This is a genomic window from Flavobacterium sp. (assembly GCF_036741995.1).
Lineage (GTDB): Bacteria > Bacteroidota > Bacteroidia > Flavobacteriales > Flavobacteriaceae > Flavobacterium.
The window spans coordinates 1-17,547 of sequence record NZ_DAINRG010000051.1; the positions used below are offsets into that span (position 1 = coordinate 1).

The 17,547-nt window shown below is 39.7% G+C and carries 14 protein-coding genes and 1 pseudogene; 8 read left to right on the plus strand and 7 right to left on the minus strand.

Translation table 11 applies throughout. The annotated features are described in order from the left end of the window. The 6 genes from V7D82_RS11645 to V7D82_RS11670 form a co-directional block, all read left to right on the plus strand. The coding region (locus tag V7D82_RS11645) for a zinc ribbon domain-containing protein (protein ID WP_333601153.1) at nucleotides 1-300 on the plus strand (300 nt) is incomplete at its 5' end. A gap of 32 nt (nucleotides 301-332) precedes the next feature. After that, nucleotides 333-1,178 carry an alpha/beta fold hydrolase gene (locus tag V7D82_RS11650; RefSeq protein ID WP_333601154.1) on the plus strand — a complete coding sequence of 282 codons (846 nt, stop codon included), beginning with the start codon at nucleotides 333-335 and terminating at the stop codon, nucleotides 1,176-1,178. A 251-nt stretch (nucleotides 1,179-1,429) separates the two neighbouring features. Further along, nucleotides 1,430-4,054: a cyanophycin synthetase gene (gene cphA, locus V7D82_RS11655; protein WP_333601155.1), complete on the plus strand. Its 2,625-nt coding sequence runs from the start codon at nucleotides 1,430-1,432 to the stop codon at nucleotides 4,052-4,054. 156 nt (nucleotides 4,055-4,210) lie between these two features. Then, nucleotides 4,211-4,654: a hypothetical protein gene (locus tag V7D82_RS11660; protein WP_333601156.1), complete on the plus strand. Its 444-nt coding sequence runs from the start codon at nucleotides 4,211-4,213 to the stop codon at nucleotides 4,652-4,654. Nucleotides 4,655-4,731: 77 nt separating this feature from the next. Continuing rightward, nucleotides 4,732-5,193: a DUF1569 domain-containing protein gene (locus V7D82_RS11665; protein WP_333601157.1), complete on the plus strand. Its 462-nt coding sequence runs from the start codon at nucleotides 4,732-4,734 to the stop codon at nucleotides 5,191-5,193. 208 nt (nucleotides 5,194-5,401) lie between these two features. After that, complete coding sequence (locus V7D82_RS11670; protein WP_333601158.1) at nucleotides 5,402-7,534, plus strand: S9 family peptidase; 2,133 nt, start codon at nucleotides 5,402-5,404, stop codon at nucleotides 7,532-7,534. 96 nt (nucleotides 7,535-7,630) lie between these two features. Here V7D82_RS11670 and V7D82_RS11675 read toward each other — a convergent pair whose 3' ends face one another. From V7D82_RS11675 to tgt, 6 genes are all read right to left on the minus strand, one after another. Further along, entirely contained in the window at nucleotides 7,631-8,890 is a 1,260-nt protein-coding gene (locus V7D82_RS11675; protein ID WP_333601159.1) for an asparagine synthetase B, read from the minus strand. Nucleotides 8,891-9,066: 176 nt separating this feature from the next. Beyond that, the gene (gene dnaB, locus V7D82_RS11680; protein WP_333601160.1) at nucleotides 9,067-10,614 is read right to left on the minus strand and encodes a replicative DNA helicase; all 1,548 of its coding nucleotides are present in this window, start codon (nucleotides 10,612-10,614) and stop codon (nucleotides 9,067-9,069) included. Between the two features lie 140 nt (nucleotides 10,615-10,754). Then, nucleotides 10,755-11,708, minus strand: a complete 954-nt coding sequence (locus V7D82_RS11685; RefSeq protein ID WP_333601161.1) for an acetyl-CoA carboxylase carboxyltransferase subunit alpha — start codon at nucleotides 11,706-11,708, stop codon at nucleotides 10,755-10,757. A 106-nt stretch (nucleotides 11,709-11,814) separates the two neighbouring features. Continuing rightward, the gene (locus V7D82_RS11690; RefSeq protein WP_333601162.1) at nucleotides 11,815-12,699 is read right to left on the minus strand and encodes a DMT family transporter; all 885 of its coding nucleotides are present in this window, start codon (nucleotides 12,697-12,699) and stop codon (nucleotides 11,815-11,817) included. Beyond that, entirely contained in the window at nucleotides 12,686-13,771 is a 1,086-nt protein-coding gene (locus V7D82_RS11695) for an LptF/LptG family permease (RefSeq protein ID WP_333601163.1), read from the minus strand. Before V7D82_RS11695 ends, V7D82_RS11690 begins: the two co-directional genes overlap by 14 nt. Before the next feature lie 3 nt (nucleotides 13,772-13,774). Next, entirely contained in the window at nucleotides 13,775-14,905 is a 1,131-nt protein-coding gene (gene tgt / locus V7D82_RS11700) for a tRNA guanosine(34) transglycosylase Tgt (RefSeq protein WP_333601164.1), read from the minus strand. Between the two features lie 540 nt (nucleotides 14,906-15,445). Between tgt and V7D82_RS11705 the strand changes: the two genes are divergently transcribed. Further along, nucleotides 15,446-16,291 (plus strand): transketolase, encoded by an 846-nt coding sequence (locus tag V7D82_RS11705; RefSeq protein WP_333601165.1) that lies wholly within the window; start codon nucleotides 15,446-15,448, stop codon nucleotides 16,289-16,291. Nucleotides 16,292-16,295: 4 nt separating this feature from the next. Continuing rightward, on the plus strand, nucleotides 16,296-17,249 hold the full coding sequence (locus tag V7D82_RS11710; RefSeq protein WP_333601166.1) for a transketolase family protein: 954 nt from the start codon (nucleotides 16,296-16,298) through the stop codon (nucleotides 17,247-17,249). Nucleotides 17,250-17,317: 68 nt separating this feature from the next. Here V7D82_RS11710 and V7D82_RS11715 read toward each other — a convergent pair. Next, a pseudogene (locus V7D82_RS11715) lies at nucleotides 17,318-17,547 on the minus strand (FKBP-type peptidyl-prolyl cis-trans isomerase); the annotation flags it as partial.

Genomic DNA, 17,547 nt, shown 5'->3' on the forward strand with positions numbered 1-17,547 from the left:
ACTCAAAAAGAAGAAAACTTCTTAATGGAAAAATCAGCCGAGTTTGAAGCCTTAATCGAAGAACGTTTATTAACTGCTTACAAAAGAATCCGTTCCAGCGTGCGCAACGGTTTAGCAGTAGTATCTATCGAGCGTGGCGCTTCTGCCGGTTCGTTCTTTACGATTCCGCCGCAAACACAAGTGGAAATTGCAGCCCGCAAAAAAATCATCACCGATGAGCATTCAGGAAGAATCTTAGTAGATGCTTCATTGGCCGAAGAAGAAAGAGAAAAAATGCAAAAATTATTTGCTCACCTATAATATCTTAATCCCGATTCATTCGGGATTTTTTTATGAAGAAAATTCAATATTTCCTGATTACCAAATCGGTTGGTTTATACCTCAACCTGCTCAGTTTTATCAATGCCGAAAAGGCAAAGCAAATAGCATATCAACTTTTTAGTCAACCCAGAAAAGGAAGGCTTAAAAAAGAAGCCATGCCCAAAACATTGCAACATGCTGCTCTGGAAACACTACAATTTAACGGTGAAAATTTCCAAACCTACATTTGGCAAGGGAATCAAGACATTATTCTCTTAGTGCACGGCTGGGAAAGCAATGCTTCCCGTTGGAAAAAAATACTGCCCTATCTCAAAAAACTGCCCAACACCATCATCGCCATCGATGCGCCTGCTCACGGTTTGACGGATGGCAAAGAATTCAACGCACCCAAATACGCCGAATTCATTCACGTGTTGGCACAAAAATACAATCCGAAAATCCTCATTGGTCATTCCATTGGCGGTGCGGCGATTACTTACTATCTGCACAAATACAAAAATGACCATGTCGAGAAAATTGTCCTACTTGGCGCACCTTCCAGTTTCAAAAAACTAAGCGACAACTTTATTGAGCTGCTAAGTCTGAACACCAAAATCCAAACCTTGCTGGAGAATTATTACCTCGAAAAATTCAACATCCACATCAATGATTTTGCCGGTCATTTATTCGCCGAAAACTTTCACCAAAAAGCCATCATCGCACACGATTTACAGGACAAAGTAATCCTCGTCGAAGAAGGCCGAAAGTACGCCAAAACCTGGAAAAATGCCACTTACATTGAGACCAACGGACTCGGCCACAGCATGCACAGCGGTGATTTGTATCAAAAAATAGCTGACTTTATTACCGAAGCGTAACGGCTTGCGCTTCCTTGTTATCCCTTTTCCCGCTGTCCGCGCTACACGGTAGCCACTCCCATCGGGGCTAGACAGGTTTTGTCTTTAGCATCAGTAAATTCTAAAAAGCTGAAAATCAACACTAATTAATTACAGAACTTTCGTTTCGCTATCTTTTTGTCTTTTCTGCAAAAAAAAGTGGCAGTAGAAAACAAATATTTCCTATTTTTAACAAAATCATTAGCATTTAGTATTATTAACCATCCCTAACTATGAAGATTCTAAAAATACAAGCATTACGCGGCCCGAATATTTGGAGTGTACAACGCAAAAAACTAATCCAGATGCGATTGGATTTGGAGGAAATGGAACAATCCCCGACCAACAAAATAGAAGGGTTCCGCGAGCGCATAGAAGCCATGTTTCCTACCATGATAGAACACCGTTGTTCAGAAGGAACACGTGGCGGATTTTTCTCCCGCATAGAACGCGGCACCTGGATGGGACATGTTATCGAACACATCGCTTTAGAAATTCAAACGCTGGCCGGCATGGAAACCGGTTTCGGAAGAACCCGGGAAACCAAAACACCCGGAATCTATAATGTAGTTTTCAGCTACACCGAAGAAAACGTTGGGATGTTTGCCGCCGAAAGCGCCGTAGCCATAGCCGAAGCTTTAATAGCCGGAACGGAATACGATGTAGAAGGTGATATTCAAAAAATGCGTGAAATTCGCGAGCGCGTGCGTCTCGGTCCTTCTACAGGAAGTATCGTTGATGAAGCCGTCGCCCGTGATATTCCGTGGATTCGTTTGGGAACCAATTCCTTAGTACAATTAGGATACGGAATTAACCAAATGCGTTTTCAGGCTACGATTACCTGTAAAACCAGTAGTATTGCTGTAGATATTGCCTGCAATAAAGAACAAACCAAACGAATGCTCGACTTGGCATCCATTCCGGTAGCCAATGGTGGCATTTGTGTGGATGAAGAAGATTTAGAAATTACCGTTAAAAAAATTGGCTATCCAATAGTAATTAAACCGTTAGACGGTAATCACGGAAAAGGAGCTTCCATCAACGTGGTAACGTGGGAAGATGCGGTTTCCGGTTTAGCCTATGCTAAAAAATACAGTCACAGGGTCATCGTTGAAAAGTTCATTACCGGCTTTGATTTTAGAGTATTGATTATCGATAACAAATTGGTCGCTGCCGCCAAAAGAGTTCCGGCTCACGTGGTGGGTAACGGAAAAGACAGCATCCAAGCTCTGATTACCGAAACCAATAAAGACCCGCGTCGTGGTTACGGACATGAAAATGTATTGACCGAAATTGACGTAGATAGAGATACCTTAGACTTATTAGAAAAACTAAACTACACAGTAGATTCAGTGCCTAAGAACGGTGAAATCGTTTACCTGAAATCAACTGCTAACCTTAGTACAGGAGGAACTTCTGTTGATGTAACCGATATGATGCACCCGGAAAATATTTTCCTTTGTGAGCGTATATCCCGAGTAATTGGCTTAGACATTTGCGGTGTGGATATCATGGCCGAAAACCTAACGCAACCATTAAAAGAAAACGGTGGTTGTATTCTAGAAGTAAACGCAGCGCCAGGTTTCCGTATGCACTTAGCGCCGAGTGAAGGTTTACCAAGAAACGTAGCCGCACCGGTTATTGACATGCTCTATCCTCCAGGAAAACCTAGTCGCATCCCGATTATTGCGGTAACCGGAACCAACGGAAAAACCACCACTACCCGATTGCTGGCACACATTGTAAAAAATAACGGCTATAAAGTAGGTTTCACCACTTCAGACGGTATTTATGTGCAAAACCACATGATGGAAAAAGGCGATACAACCGGACCGGTTTCTGCCGAATATATTTTGAAAGATCCAACGGTAGAATTTGCCGTACTGGAAACTGCTCGTGGCGGAATTCTTCGCTCCGGTTTGGGTTTCAGTCGTTGTGATATTGCCATTATTACTAATATTCAGGAAGATCATTTGGGCTTGAGTGACATTCACACTTTAGATGATTTAGCTAGAGTAAAAGCAACGGTGGTTCGCTCTGTTAAAAAAGACGGTTGGGCGATTTTGAATGCCGAAGATGACCAATGCTTGAAGATTGCCAATGAGTTAAGTTGCAACGTCGCTTATTTCAGCATGGACGAAAACAATCCAACGATACAACAATTTGCCAAAGAAGGCAAGATAGTAGCGGTTTATGAAAACGGATACATCACCATCAAAAAAGGCGAATGGAAAATCAGAGTGGAACGCGCTACGCATGTGCCTTTGACGCTTGGTGGTAAAGCCAAATTCATGATTGCTAATGTGCTCGCAGCTACTTTGGCCGCTTATTTACAAGGATTCAAAACCGAAGACATTAGTTTGTCCTTGCAAACGTTCATTCCGAGTGCCGCACAAACTCCGGGAAGAATGAATATTTTTGAGTTCAAAAAATTCAAAGTACTGATTGACTTTGCCCACAACCCATCAGGATACAAAGGCGTGGAAGAGTATTTGTCTTCTGTTGAAGCTACAAAGAAAATCGGAATCATAGCCGGTGTTGGTGATCGTCGTGACGAAGACATCAGAGAATGTGCTACTATTGCAGCGCGTATGTTTGATCATATCATCATCCGCCAGGAGAAATACTTGCGTGGCAGAACCGAAGAAGAAATCATCGGCTTAATCATGGAAGGGATTGCCGCTTCCGGAAAAACGATTACCCACGAAATCATCTCCAAAGAAACCGAAGCGATCAAGCATGCCATTAACAGTGCACAGGAAGGTACCTTTATTACCGCTCTTAGTGATGTAGTGACTAATGCAATTGATATTGTTCAAGAGTACTTAGATAAAGAAAATGAAGACGGAAACGTGTAAAAATCAATAGCTGAAAAAGCAACCCAAATCCCCAATTGTTTAGGCTTTTGGGGATTTTTTTTTAAATGCTTAACAAACCAAAAATAGTTTTGGCACATTTATTGCCTAGTGTATTAATAGAAATAGAAACTGAGTACTAATTTAAATTTTATAGTTATGAAAACTCTAGTAAAAATATCTGTTATAGCTACCTTTTTGCTCCTGATAATTCCCGAAGTAACCTCTGCACAAGGTCCACCACCCTGGGCTCCTGCTCATGGGTACCGTGCTAAAACCAGACATATTTATTTTCCACAATACAATATGTATTACGACACCAATCGACGTTCCTATTTGTATCTTGACGGAGGTCATTGGTCAGTGAGCGCTACGTTGCCAAGTATTTTTATAGGGGTTAATCTTGGGGGAGCTGCCCAGATTCAGTTAAGCTATGGAGGAAATGATCCATACCGTTATAACGATGTGCATGTGGTAGAATATAGACAATACTGTAATGGCAGACACTATCACGATGATGATGAAGATGAAGATGACGATCATGATTACGGACATGGACATGGTCACGGACATGGCAAAAAACATAAAAAACACGACGATTAATTCCAGAACAAACAAACCCTTTCAGCTTTGAAAGGGTTTTTAATTTTCATACATTAGCAAAGCACAATCTTATTGAGATGACACAGCTTAATCAATTACTAAACACACTGGAATCTAAAATTTCTTTACACGAAAAGACAAATCTTTGCGTTTCAAATGCTACTATAGGTTGGCAAATAGAACACAGTTTGAAAACCATCCTGGAAGTAGTGAAAGCAACCAAAAACTCCAATCCGGCGAATTATAAATGGAAATTCAATTTTAATAAATTCCTGGTTTACACCATCAACTTCATACCCAGAGGCAGAGGCAAAGCACCAAAAATAGTCAGACCAGAAGGCACTATAACAATCAAATCACTTCACGATAGTTTGGAAAATGTGCGGGCTTCTTTATTGGATTGGGACACATTGGACAACAATGCTTATTTTGCGCATCCCTATTTTGGCGATGTCAACAAAAAATCTACTGAAAAGTTCTTAATTCTGCACACTAAACACCATTTAAAAATCATCAACGATATTTGCACCCAAAAATAATGCTATGAGCTTACTAACCACTCTCCTAAAATGGATTTTCATCATCCTGTTTTTCACTTTATCGCTTTTGGTTGTATATTATTTCAAACAAAAAAAAGCAAAAGCTGACTATCGAAAAAGACTGTAACAAAGTAGCATTAACCCCGACATATAGTCGCAAACGGACGGTTTCTTTTTATACATTTACCACAACAAACAAATTTTACCTATGAACAAAAAGATTATCCTTTTCTTTAGCTTATTTATTGCCGTTACCACTCAGGCACAGCTAAAAAAAATCACCTTAGATGACGCTGTACTACAGCAAAACAAAGCCTTCAAAGCGGATAAACTGCAAGGGTTTCAATGGATTCCTAACACCAACCAATACGTTTATTACACCGATACCTTTACCAAAATGGTATCGGCCAATACCAAAGACACTAAAGCAACTGAGCTCGTTACTTTGGTGGATGTCAACAAATCATTGGGAACCAAACTGAAAAGCTTTACCGGTGTTGAATGGATAGACAGTCAAACCCTTTTAATCTCCGATAGCGGGAAGTATTATCGTTATTCTCTTGCTACAAAAATTGGCTCAACGATTCAGGAAACCACGGAGGCAAACGAAAATCTGACTTTTGATAAAACCAAAAGCAATTTAGCCTTTACTGAAAAGAACAATTTGTATTTCTACAACAGCAACAAAGAAAAAGTTACCGTAACCAACGAAACCAATGAAGCCATTGTTTCCGGCGATTTTATTGCCCGCAATGAATTTGGTATTAAAGGCGGGATTTTTTGGTCGCCAAAATCATCTTATTTGGCCTTCTACCAAAAAGACCAAACCGAAGTAGCGGATTATCCTTTATTAGACATCAATGAAATCCCTGGCAAATTGGTTAACATCAAATACCCAATGATTGGTCAAAAATCAGAAAAACCAAGAGTCGGAATTTACAATTTGGCTACCAAAAAAACGGTGTTCATTGCACCAAGAGGCAACTCAGATGACTATTTAACCAATCTTTCCTGGTCTCCAGATGAGAAATATGTGTTGATTGCGGAGCTGAATCGTGGGCAAAACGACATGAATTTGAATGTATATGATGCGGCTACCGGCGCTTTCGTCAGAACTATTTTAAATGAGAAAAATGACAATTGGGTAGAACCGGAACACGCTGCCTTTTTCCCTAATCCGAAATCAAATAACTTCGTGTGGTTTAGCGAAAAAGACGGTTTCAAAAACCTTTACTACTATACTATTGACGGAAAATTAATCAAGCAATTGACTTCGAATAAATTCCCGACGCGGGACATCTTAGGAGCAAATCCGACGGGAAGCGAAATCTATTTCACAGCCACCGGAGAAAACCCAACCAATATGTTAGCCTATAAAGTTGATTTAAAAGGCAAACAAACTCTGATTACCAAAGACCAAGGCGTTCATGCCGTTTCCATTTCAACCGATGGAAATTGGTATTTTGATGAATTTTCGAATCATACTACACCTTCCAAATCATTGTTGTATGACAAGAATTTGAAAGCAACAACCCTTTTGGTAAGTAAAAACAAATACGATGGCTACGTAATGGGAACAGCCGAAATCAAAACGATAAAAGCCGCCGACGGCACCACCGATTTATACACCCGATTAATCAAACCAAGTGATTTTGATCCAGCGAAAAAATATCCGGTTATGGTTTATGTTTATGGTGGGCCTCACGCACAAATGATTACCAATTCCTATTTAGACGGCGCCAATCTTTGGATGTACTGGATGGCAGAACAAGGCTATTTAGTGTTTACGGTTGACAATCGCGGCTCAGACAATAGAGGCTTTGCCTTTGAAAGTGTGGTTCACGGCAGATTAGGAGTTAACGAAATGGAAGACCAAATGAAAGGTGTTGATTATTTAAAATCACTGCCTTATGTAGATGCTAACCGTTTAGCGGTTCACGGTTGGAGTTTTGGTGGCTTTATGACCACTTCATTAATGCTTAGAAAACCGGATGTCTTTAAAGTTGCCGTTGCCGGCGGACCGGTAACCGATTGGAAATACTACGAAATCATGTATGGCGAGCGCTATATGGATACACCAGCTGAAAATCAGAAAGGATTTGACGAAGCCAGTACTTTGAATTATGTCAAAAACCTAAAAGGAAAATTACTTTTAATCCACGGAACGAGTGATGATGTAGTGGTGATGCAAAACAATTTCATGCTGATCAAGAAATTTGTCGAAGCGCAAAAACAAGTGGATTTCTTTGCGTATCCAATGCACAAGCACAATGTGATTGGCAAAGACCGAGTACATTTGATGACCAAGGTTTTGAATTATATTATTGACAATAACAAATAGTTTTTGGAGCTATTCCCGCTATCCGCGCTACATGGTAGCTCGCTCCTATCGGGGCTAAAAACAAAAAATCCCAAACAAATATTTGGGATTTTTTTATTACGTTTTCTGAGGTTTCTTTCTCGCTGCCGGGAATAAAACATTGTTCAAAATCAATCGGAAACCCGGTGAATTGGGATGCAAATCTAAAACCGTGGGTTCATCTCCTACTCTATGCTGGTAATCCTCTGGATCATGGCCGCCATAGAAGGTAAAGAAGCCTTTTCCTTTTTGACCGTGGATGTACCGTGCTTCGTCATTTAATTCATTTTTTCCTAAAATCAAAACGTTTGATTTTATCAAAGTAGGATCAAAAGCAGTGGTTTGCCCCATAAAGCCTTTTATCAATTGGGTATGATTTTGGCACAACATACTTGGAATCACATCCCATTTGGCCGAGAATTCCATCAAAGTGAAATAATCTTTTTCAAACGGAATCTGACGCTTTTCCGTCATATCGATATCCGAAAACTCATAGTGCTCCGGTCTTCGGTCTAAAATAAAATCTTTGAAAGCAAAAGTTTTAGAATAGTCAATTTTAGATTGGTAATTCGGGTCGCTTCCATCACCGTCAAACATTGGTTCACAAATATCCGCACCTTCAGCCGATAGCGCAATATCAAAACTATCCGTCGCCGAACACATCGCAAACATAAAGCCACCGCCAATAACGAAATCTCGTATTTTTTTGGCTACAGCCAATTTCTCCTGAGAAACTTTGGCAAAACCTAATTTGGCTGCCAAGGCTTCCGCATCTTTCTTTTGTTCGATATACCAAGGTGCGTTTCTATAAGCTCCATAAAATTTACCGTATTGCCCGGTGAAATCTTCGTGATGCAAGTGTAGCCAATCGTATAAAAGCAACTGATCACTAAGCACTTCTTCATCATACACTACTTTAAAAGGAATCTCGGCATAGGTCAAAACCATTGTTACAGCATCATCCCAAGGTTGTTTTCCGGGTGGTGAATACACCGCAATTTTGGGTGCTTTTTCCAAAACTACCGTTTCCATATTTTGGGACGGACTGGAGATATCAGCAAGAATTGATGCTTCTTCTGCATCGGATAAAATTTCAAAACTCACACCGCGAATCTGGCATTCTTTTCGAATCTCGGGGGCATCGGGTAACAGGAAAGAGCCACCACGGTAATTCAACAGCCAACTGGCTTTGTAATGCTTGTCTAAAGCCCAATAAGTAATCCCATAAGCTTTGAGGTGATTCTTTTGGGTGGTTTCATCCATAGGCAACAAAATAAAGTTGGCTCTGATGGAAAAGGAAATCAACAAAAGGAAAATATAGAGTGACTTTTTAAACATTTTTACTAAAAATTACAAACCAAAGATAACAGATTTACTGTGAAGAAAAACATATTTGAAATTAAAAGGAGGACTGCCAGTGGCAGTCAGGTACTTTTTATTTATTATCAAAAATAGCGGTTTTAATGTGAAGAAAAACATAAAAAAATCCTAAGCATTGCTTAGGATTATATTTTTTAAAACGGAACGTCGCTGTCGTCGTCATCTCTGTTAATGTTGCTGCCAAAAGCTTCATTGGGTGACGGCAAATTCTTGGTCATAAACGGATTGTCATCGTGGTTCATTTTGGATGGCAAATCGTCAAACGCACTGCCGTATTCTTCCAAGTTGTCAAATTTACCAAGGTTTCCGATGAATTTCAATCGGATGTTTTCCAACGAACCATTACGGTGTTTGGCAATGATGAATTCCGCTTGTCCCGCTGTTGGTGTTTGCTCATCGTCATCCCATTCGTCAATTTTGTAATATTCCGGACGGTAGATGAACGATACGATATCGGCATCCTGCTCAATCGCTCCCGATTCACGCAAATCGGAAAGCAATGGTCTTTTGCTCGAACCACGCGTTTCCACCGCACGCGATAACTGTGATAACGCAATTACCGGAACTTCTAGTTCTTTAGCTAATGCTTTTAAGTTTCTCGAGATGGTAGAAATTTCCTGTTCACGGTTTCCGCCACCTTTGCCATTACTGCCTCCTGCGGTCATCAACTGAAGGTAATCGACGATGATTAACTTAATCCCGTGTTGGGATGACAAACGTCTCGCTTTGGCTCTTAAATCGAAGATGGAAAGCGATGGCGTATCGTCAATATATAAAGGGGCTTTTTCCAAATCTTTTACTTTGGTAGAAAGTTGTTCCCATTCGTGTTTTTCTAATTTTCCGGTTCTCAGTTTTTCGGAAGACAATCCGGTTTCCGAAGAAATTAAACGGGTGATTAACTGTACCGAAGACATCTCCAGAGAGAACAACGCTACCGGATGCCCAAAGTCAATCGCCATGTTGCGCGCCATCGATAATACGAAAGCGGTTTTACCCATACCCGGACGGGCCGCAATGATAATCAAATCGGAAGGTTGCCAGCCGGAAGTTATTTTGTCTAGCTTTTCGAAACCGGTAGCAATTCCGCTCAACCCTTCTTTATTGGCAATTTCTTCGATTCGTTTTTTGGCTTGAATAACCAAACTTTGTGCTGTTTCCGAGCTACGTTTGATGTTGCCTTGCGTTACTTCGTATAATTTGGATTCGGCTTTATCAAGTAAATCGAATACATCGGTTGATTCGTCATAGGATTCTTCAATGATTTCGGAAGAGATTTTGATTAAGCTGCGTTGAATGTATTTCTGAAGAATAATTCTCGAGTGAAACTCAATATGCGCCGAAGAAGAAATCTTTTGCGTCAGCTGAATTAAGTAAAAATCACCGCCGGCTAAATCTAACTTTCCGCTTTTTTTTAACTGTGCCGAAACGGTTAATAAGTCAATCGGCTGAGAATCGGTGAATAACTGAAAAATCGCTTCAAAAATATGCTTGTGGCCATCTTTGTAAAAAGCATCAGGCTGTAAAATATCAATCACCTCATCTACCCCTTTTTTGTCAATCATCATGGCGCCCAACACCGCTTCTTCCAAATCCATGGCTTGTGGCGGGAGTTTTCCTTTTTCTAAGTTGATGATGGTAGTTTTATCTACCTTAATAGGGTTAATATTTCTGAGGTTTTCCATGAGACGAAAGTAGCTATTTTCTATAAAGTATTGGATTTGAGTTATCCAAAATTATTGTTTATAAGTTTGTGTTTTTTGTTAACAACCAAAAAAAAATCCGAAACCAAAGGGCTTCGGATTAAGATATTTTTTGTAAGTAATTACTCTTTGTATTCGCCCATTTTGCTGTATTTATCCATCCTTTGCGCCACTAATTCTTCTGTTGATAAATCTTTCAGCTCATTGAATGCTTTCATAATATATTGCTCTACGGTTTTGAATGTCGTTTCTTTATCGTAATGAGCTCCACCAAGAGGTTCCGGAATAACATCATCTACCAATTTCATTTTTTTCATATCGGAAGAAGTCAATTTCAAGGCTTCGGCAGCTTGTTCTTTGTATTCCCAGCTTTTCCATAAGATAGACGAACAAGACTCCGGAGAAATAACGGAATACCAAGTGTTTTCCATCATCAATACTCTATCGCCTACACCAATTCCTAAGGCTCCTCCTGAAGCACCTTCACCAATAATAACACAAATGATTGGCACTTTTAAACGCACCATCTCTAAAATGTTTCTGGCAATGGCTTCTCCTTGACCTCTTTCTTCGGCTTCTAAACCAGGAAAGGCTCCCGGTGTGTCGATTAAGGTTACTACAGGAACATTGAATTTTTCTGCCATTTTCATCAAACGCAATGCTTTTCTGTAGCCTTCCGGACTTGCCATACCGAAATTACGCAACTGACGCATTTTGGTATTGATTCCTTTTTGCTGCCCGATAAGCATGAACGATTGCCCGTCAATTTTACCCAAACCGCCTACCATGGCTTTGTCATCTTTGAAATTTCTGTCGCCAAACATTTCTAAGAAAGTGCCTTTGGTTAGGTTGGTAATATGCTCTAAAGTATAAGGACGGTTAGGATGACGTGACAGTTGTACACGTTGCCAAGCGGTCAAATTTTTGTAGATTTTACGTTTGGTTTCCTCTAATTTTTTTTCAATTTGTTTGCAGGTAGCCGTGACATCAACATTAGATTCGGCACCAATTAACTGGCATTTATCGAGTTGTTCTTCTAATTCTTTGATAGGAAGTTCAAAATCTAAATATTCCATAGGGTTGTTAGTTTTGTTTAATCGAACAGCAAATATAAAATTTTATATTGTGATAAAAAGCACTTTTTGAAGATTAGTTTTAAATAAAATTAACCGAAATCTAACTTTAATTTAATCTCCGTTTTCGGCTTTTAATAAGGGCATTTAAAAGTACTGTGGCTAAGATGATAACGGCTCCGATGTAGAATTCCAAGCTCATTTTTTCTTTTTCTTCAAAGACAATCACGGCCAAAATAATTCCGTAAATAGGTTCCAAATTGATGGTTAACATTACTGTATACGGACTCAAAAACTTCATGACCGAAGTGGATGCGATAAAGGCATAAGCAGTACAAACCGAACTCAAAATCATCAAATACATGAAGTTTTTGGCAGAAAGCTGAAAAAATGTGGTCGAAAAACTATGGGTAAACAACAATAGAAAAGTAAAAAAGATCACGCCGCCACTCAGTTCGTAAAACGAAATAACAGTTGCGTCATGAGATTTAACTAACCTGCTGTTAATCACGGCAAACAAAGCCGAAAGAAAGGCAGAAGTCAGCGCAGTGGCCATGCCCCAAACATAATTGCCTTCTACATTAAAAATAATATACAGTCCAACTACGACCAGCAATCCAAAAAACACTTCGTAGAAAACTATTTTTTTTCCGTATAAAATTGGCTCCAGCAATGAAGCAAATAAAGCGCCGGTAGAAAGACACGCCAACGTAATGGAAACATTGGAAATTTTGATGGCATGGAAAAAAGTAAACCAATGCAGAGCTATAATTAATCCGGAGAACAGAAACTGGAGCAAGGCTTTCCTGGAGACTTTTAAAGGTAGTTTTTTGAAGTAAATATAGATGGCGATAAATCCAACGGCGAATAACATTCGGAACCAAACTAATGGTAAAGCGTCTAGTGTAATTAATGCCCCAAGCACGGCGGTAAATCCCCAAATGAAAACGATTAAATGGAGATGCAAATAACTTTTTACATTATCGCTTGGCATTTCGGAGCAGGTAAATGGCTAAAATTCCAAAAATAATATTCGGTATCCAAACCGCTATGATGGGCGGCATGGTAGATTTTTCGGCTAGCACGCCAAAAATTTTGTCGAAAAACACAAAGGTAAATGCCAAGGTAATTCCGATGGCCAGGTTGGCTCCCATTCCGCCACGACGCTTCATCGACGACACTGCTACAGCAATAATCGTTAAAATAAAAGCCGAAACCGGAATGCTGTATTTTTTGTACAACACCACCAAATACACATTGATATTCGAGGAACCACGGGCTTTTTCTTTGTCTATGAATTTATTTAAATCCTTTAACTGCAACGTTTCAGCTATGTACACTACCGGTGTTAAATCTTCCAGATCGAAATGGAAAACTGTATCTTTCTTTTCGCCCGATTCGATGATATCCCCTAAAGGCCCCACTTTTCTTTTATTGTAATTGTAGAGTGTATAGTTTTTCTTTTTTTCGTTCCATTGAATTCTGCTGGCGGTCAACTTGTATTCCAGTTTGTCGTCTTTGAATTTCTCCATCGAAAAATTGAAAGCCATTTTGGAAACATCGCTAAAATTGCTCACAAAAATATATTCGTCTTTACTGATTTGGCGAAACACATCCGAGTTGTCGCGCATTTCTTCCCGGCCACCACCAATAAGATAAGTGTATCTGAAATTATTATAGACATCATTGGCTTTGGGTGCCAAAAATATTCCCATAATCAAAGCAAAAACAGAAACAATGGTTGCACCGATAATGTAGGGCCGCATAAAGCGACTAAAGGAAATTCCGGAACTCAGTATGGCAATAATCTCCGTATTGTTGGCCAATTTGGAGGTAAACCAAATGATGGACAGAAACAGAAAAATCGGGAATAAAAAGTTGGCGAAATGAATCGTAAAATAAAAATAGTAGATGGCAATTTCTTTGAAAGGAACTTTGTTCTCAATCATTTTATTGACTTTTTCCGATACATCAATCACAATTCCGATTGGAATAAAAAGCAGTAGCATGACCGAAAAAGTAGCCAGGTAACGCTTGAGGATGTATTTGTCAATAATTTTTAGCATGCCTTATAATCGTTGGCTCATTTGTTTCACCATCGTGTCTTTCCAAGTTCTGAAATCTCCCGCTAAGATATGTTTTCTTGCTTCACGAACCAACCACATATAAAAACCTAAGTTGTGAATGGTCGCAATTTGTTTGCCAAGGTATTCATTGGCTGCAAATAAATGGCGTAAATAGGCTTTGGTATATTCGGTATCTACAAAAGTGTGTCCCATTTCATCTACCGGCGAAAAGTCGGCTTCCCATTTTTTGTTTTTGATGTTGATGGTACCATTGGCGGTAAACAACATTCCGTTACGGGCGTTACGCGTTGGCATTACACAATCGAACATATCAATACCCAGGGCGATGTTTTCCAAAATATTAATAGGAGTTCCTACTCCCATTAAATAACGAGGCTTGTCTTGTGGCAAAATATCACACACCACTTCGGTCATAGCATACATTTCTTCTGCCGGTTCCCCAACGGATAATCCGCCGATGGCATTTCCCTGAGCACCTGCATTGGCAATATATTCGGCTGATTGCTGACGTAAATCTTTATAAGTACTTCCCTGAACGATTGGAAAAAAGGTTTGGTCATACCCATACTTTGTTGGCACTTTTTCCAAATGATTGATGCAACGATCCAACCAACGATGCGTCATCTTCATTGATTTTTGGGCATAGCGATAATCACACGGATACGGCGTACATTCGTCAAACGCCATGATGATATCGGCACCAATGGTACGCTGAATTTCCATCACATTTTCGGGCGTGAATACATGGTACGAGCCATCGATATGTGATTTGAACTTTACGCCTTCTTCCTTTATTTTTCGGTTGGCCGAAAGGGAATACACTTGGTAGCCGCCACTATCGGTCAGTATGTTTCGATCCCAGTTCATGAACTTGTGCAACCCTCCGGCTTTTTCCAGAATTTCGGTTTGTGGGCGCAAGTATAAATGGTAAGTATTTCCCAGAATGATATCGGGATTTATTTCTTCTTTTAATTCGCGTTGGTGCACTCCTTTTACCGAAGCAACGGTGCCAACGGGCATAAATATTGGGGTTTCAATCACACCATGATCCGTAGTAATACTACCGGCACGGGCTTTTGAGTTGGGGTCATTCGCAAGTAAGTCAAATTTCATTCTTCTCTTTTTACAGTCGGCAAAGATAAAAGAATTATGAGTTATGCCTTAGGAGTTATGATTTTATTTAACAGAATTACAGTAGAAATTTATTGTAAGTTTTTAAGTGACTTTTTCAAAAAAAATACTTACATTTGAATGTAATGAACTACAAAACACATAAAAAAAATCTTTACAATTTTTCATCTCAATCGCGTTAGTGGTTATCAGTTGTCATCAATCAGGCAAAGAAATAAAAGAATGCTGTCAAACAAAATACTCTGAGAAACCGGACTATTTTATATTGCGCCCTAAAGTAGAAAAAGAGTTTGGCTTTAGAAGGCCAGTTAATTGAAATAGACATGGAAGCCCATAAAGCAGAGTAACGCAAGTTGCTTTATAAATCATTTTTTGTTTTATCTAAATACCACGCCCTCAACCTCAGTACTTTTATTGGGGTTGTTTTTTTTATTGTTACCTCCTTAATAACTAATTTATAAAACTTTTGCCTTTCGGAAAAATTAGAATTACTTTTGGGGCAATTAATTTTTACTACTTATAATGGCTAACATTCAACAACTAGAAGATTTTTCAACACAAGTAAGAAGAGACATTCTTCGCATGGTGCATGCTGTAAACTCGGGACATCCGGGTGGTTCTTTAGGCTGTACTGAATTTTTCACCGTGTTATACCAACACATGATGAAAAGAAATCCGGGGTTTGATATGAACGGAAAAGGCGAAGATTTATTCTTCTTGTCTAACGGTCACATTTCTCCTGTTTTCTACAGTGTTTTGGCAAGAAGTGGTTACTTTCCGGTTTCGGAATTGGCTACTTTCAGAAAGCTAAACACGCGTTTGCAAGGACATCCAACCACCAATGAAGGTTTGCCGGGCGTTCGAATTGCTTCGGGTTCTTTGGGCCAAGGCATGTCAGTAGCAATTGGTGCGGCTCAAGCTAAAAAGTTAAACGGGGACAACAACCTCATCTATTCTTTACATGGTGACGGCGAATTGCAGGAAGGACAAAACTGGGAAGCCATCATGTATGCTTCTGCTAAAAAAGTAGACAATCTTATCTCAACCATTGACTATAATGGCCAACAGATTGACGGTTCTACGGATGAAGTTTTGAACATGGGTAGTTTGAAAGCCAAATTTGAAGCTTTTGACTGGGATGTATTAGAAATCAAAGAAGGAAACAACATCCAGGCTATTATCGCTGGCATGGAAGAAGCCAAAAGCAGAACCGGCAAAGGAAAACCGGTTTGTGTATTATTACACACGGTAATGGGACACGGAGTTGATTTTATGATGCACACGCATGCTTGGCATGGTAAAGCACCCAACGATGAACAATTAGCTAATGGATTGGCTCAAAATCCGGCAACTTTAGGAGATTATTAGAATTATGAAAAAATACGAAAATACAGGAAGTAAAGATACCCGTTCAGGTTTCGGTGCAGGAATGACCGAACTGGGACAAAAGAATGAAAACGTAGTAGCTCTTTGTGCCGATTTGATTGGCTCATTGAAATTTGACGATTTCAAAAAAAACCACCCGGAACGCTTTTTCCAAATTGGAATTGCTGAGGCTAACATGATTGGCATCGCTGCCGGTTTGACTATTGGAGGAAAAATTCCATTCACAGGAACTTTTGCCAATTTTTCTACCGGGAGGGTTTATGACCAAATTCGTCAGTCGGTAGCTTACTCCGATAAAAACGTTAAGATTTGTGCTTCGCATGCGGGTTTAACGCTTGGAGAAGACGGTGCAACCCACCAAATTTTGGAAGACATCGGATTGATGAAAATGTTACCGGGAATGACGGTAATCAATACTTGTGACTACAACCAAACTAAAGCAGCAACGATGGCTTTGGCCGATCATCATGGCCCTGCTTATTTGCGTTTTGGTCGTCCGGTAGTACCTAACTTTACTCCGGCAAATGAACCTTTCGTTATCGGCAAAGCCATTATGTTAAACGAAGGAACCGATGTAACCATTATAGCTACCGGGCATTTAGTTTGGGAAGCATTAATTGCGGCAGAAGCTTTGGAAGCCAAAGGTATTTCGGCAGAAGTGATCAATATTCACACCATTAAGCCATTGGATGATGAAGCTATTTTAAAATCAGTAGCTAAAACCGGTTGTGTGGTAACCGCTGAAGAGCATAATTTCCTTGGTGGTTTAGGCGAAAGTGTTGCCCGGGTATTGGCTTTAAACAATCCGAGACCACAAGAGTTTGTTGCCGTAAATGATAGTTTTGGCGAAAGCGGAACTCCGGAACAACTGATGGAGAAATACAAACTAAACAATCAAGCGATTGTAGCAGCTGTTGAAAAAGTAATCAAGAGAAAATAATTTCTCCTTTAGTTATATAAAAAATCCCGTTCCAATGGAACGGGATTTTTTATTTTATTAAAGTATGATTACGGATGACAAGCCGTGGTCAAATATACTTTTTTGTTATCTGTCGGACAGACTGGTATCTGATCGAATGGATAAGGATCCCCAGTTACTGGATTCTTTATTTCGCTGGCAGTAGTAAAATAATCACCATCATCATCATTGTCTAAAAAATCAGGAACACCATCACCATCAGTATCATCAGGGTTGGCAACACCCGTATCCAAAACTCTTACATAACCATCATTATTCA

Excerpts from the sequence above, each read along its gene's own strand:
- V7D82_RS11660 (WP_333601156.1), top strand. The coding sequence starts at position 4,211 with ATGAAAACTCTAGTAAAAATATCTGTTATAGCTACCTTTTTGCTCCTG.
- V7D82_RS11695 (WP_333601163.1), bottom strand. The coding sequence starts at position 13,771 with ATGCTAAAAATTATTGACAAATACATCCTCAAGCGTTACCTGGCTACT.
- V7D82_RS11650 (WP_333601154.1), top strand. The coding sequence starts at position 333 with ATGAAGAAAATTCAATATTTCCTGATTACCAAATCGGTTGGTTTATAC.
- V7D82_RS11665 (WP_333601157.1), top strand. The coding sequence starts at position 4,732 with ATGACACAGCTTAATCAATTACTAAACACACTGGAATCTAAAATTTCT.
- V7D82_RS11675 (WP_333601159.1), bottom strand. The coding sequence starts at position 8,890 with ATGTTTAAAAAGTCACTCTATATTTTCCTTTTGTTGATTTCCTTTTCC.
- dnaB (WP_333601160.1), bottom strand. The coding sequence starts at position 10,614 with ATGGAAAACCTCAGAAATATTAACCCTATTAAGGTAGATAAAACTACC.
- V7D82_RS11710 (WP_333601166.1), top strand. The coding sequence starts at position 16,296 with ATGAAAAAATACGAAAATACAGGAAGTAAAGATACCCGTTCAGGTTTC.
- V7D82_RS11670 (WP_333601158.1), top strand. The coding sequence starts at position 5,402 with ATGAACAAAAAGATTATCCTTTTCTTTAGCTTATTTATTGCCGTTACC.
- V7D82_RS11685 (WP_333601161.1), bottom strand. The coding sequence starts at position 11,708 with ATGGAATATTTAGATTTTGAACTTCCTATCAAAGAATTAGAAGAACAA.
- cphA (WP_333601155.1), top strand. The coding sequence starts at position 1,430 with ATGAAGATTCTAAAAATACAAGCATTACGCGGCCCGAATATTTGGAGT.
- V7D82_RS11690 (WP_333601162.1), bottom strand. The coding sequence starts at position 12,699 with ATGCCAAGCGATAATGTAAAAAGTTATTTGCATCTCCATTTAATCGTT.
- tgt (WP_333601164.1), bottom strand. The coding sequence starts at position 14,905 with ATGAAATTTGACTTACTTGCGAATGACCCCAACTCAAAAGCCCGTGCC.
- V7D82_RS11705 (WP_333601165.1), top strand. The coding sequence starts at position 15,446 with ATGGCTAACATTCAACAACTAGAAGATTTTTCAACACAAGTAAGAAGA.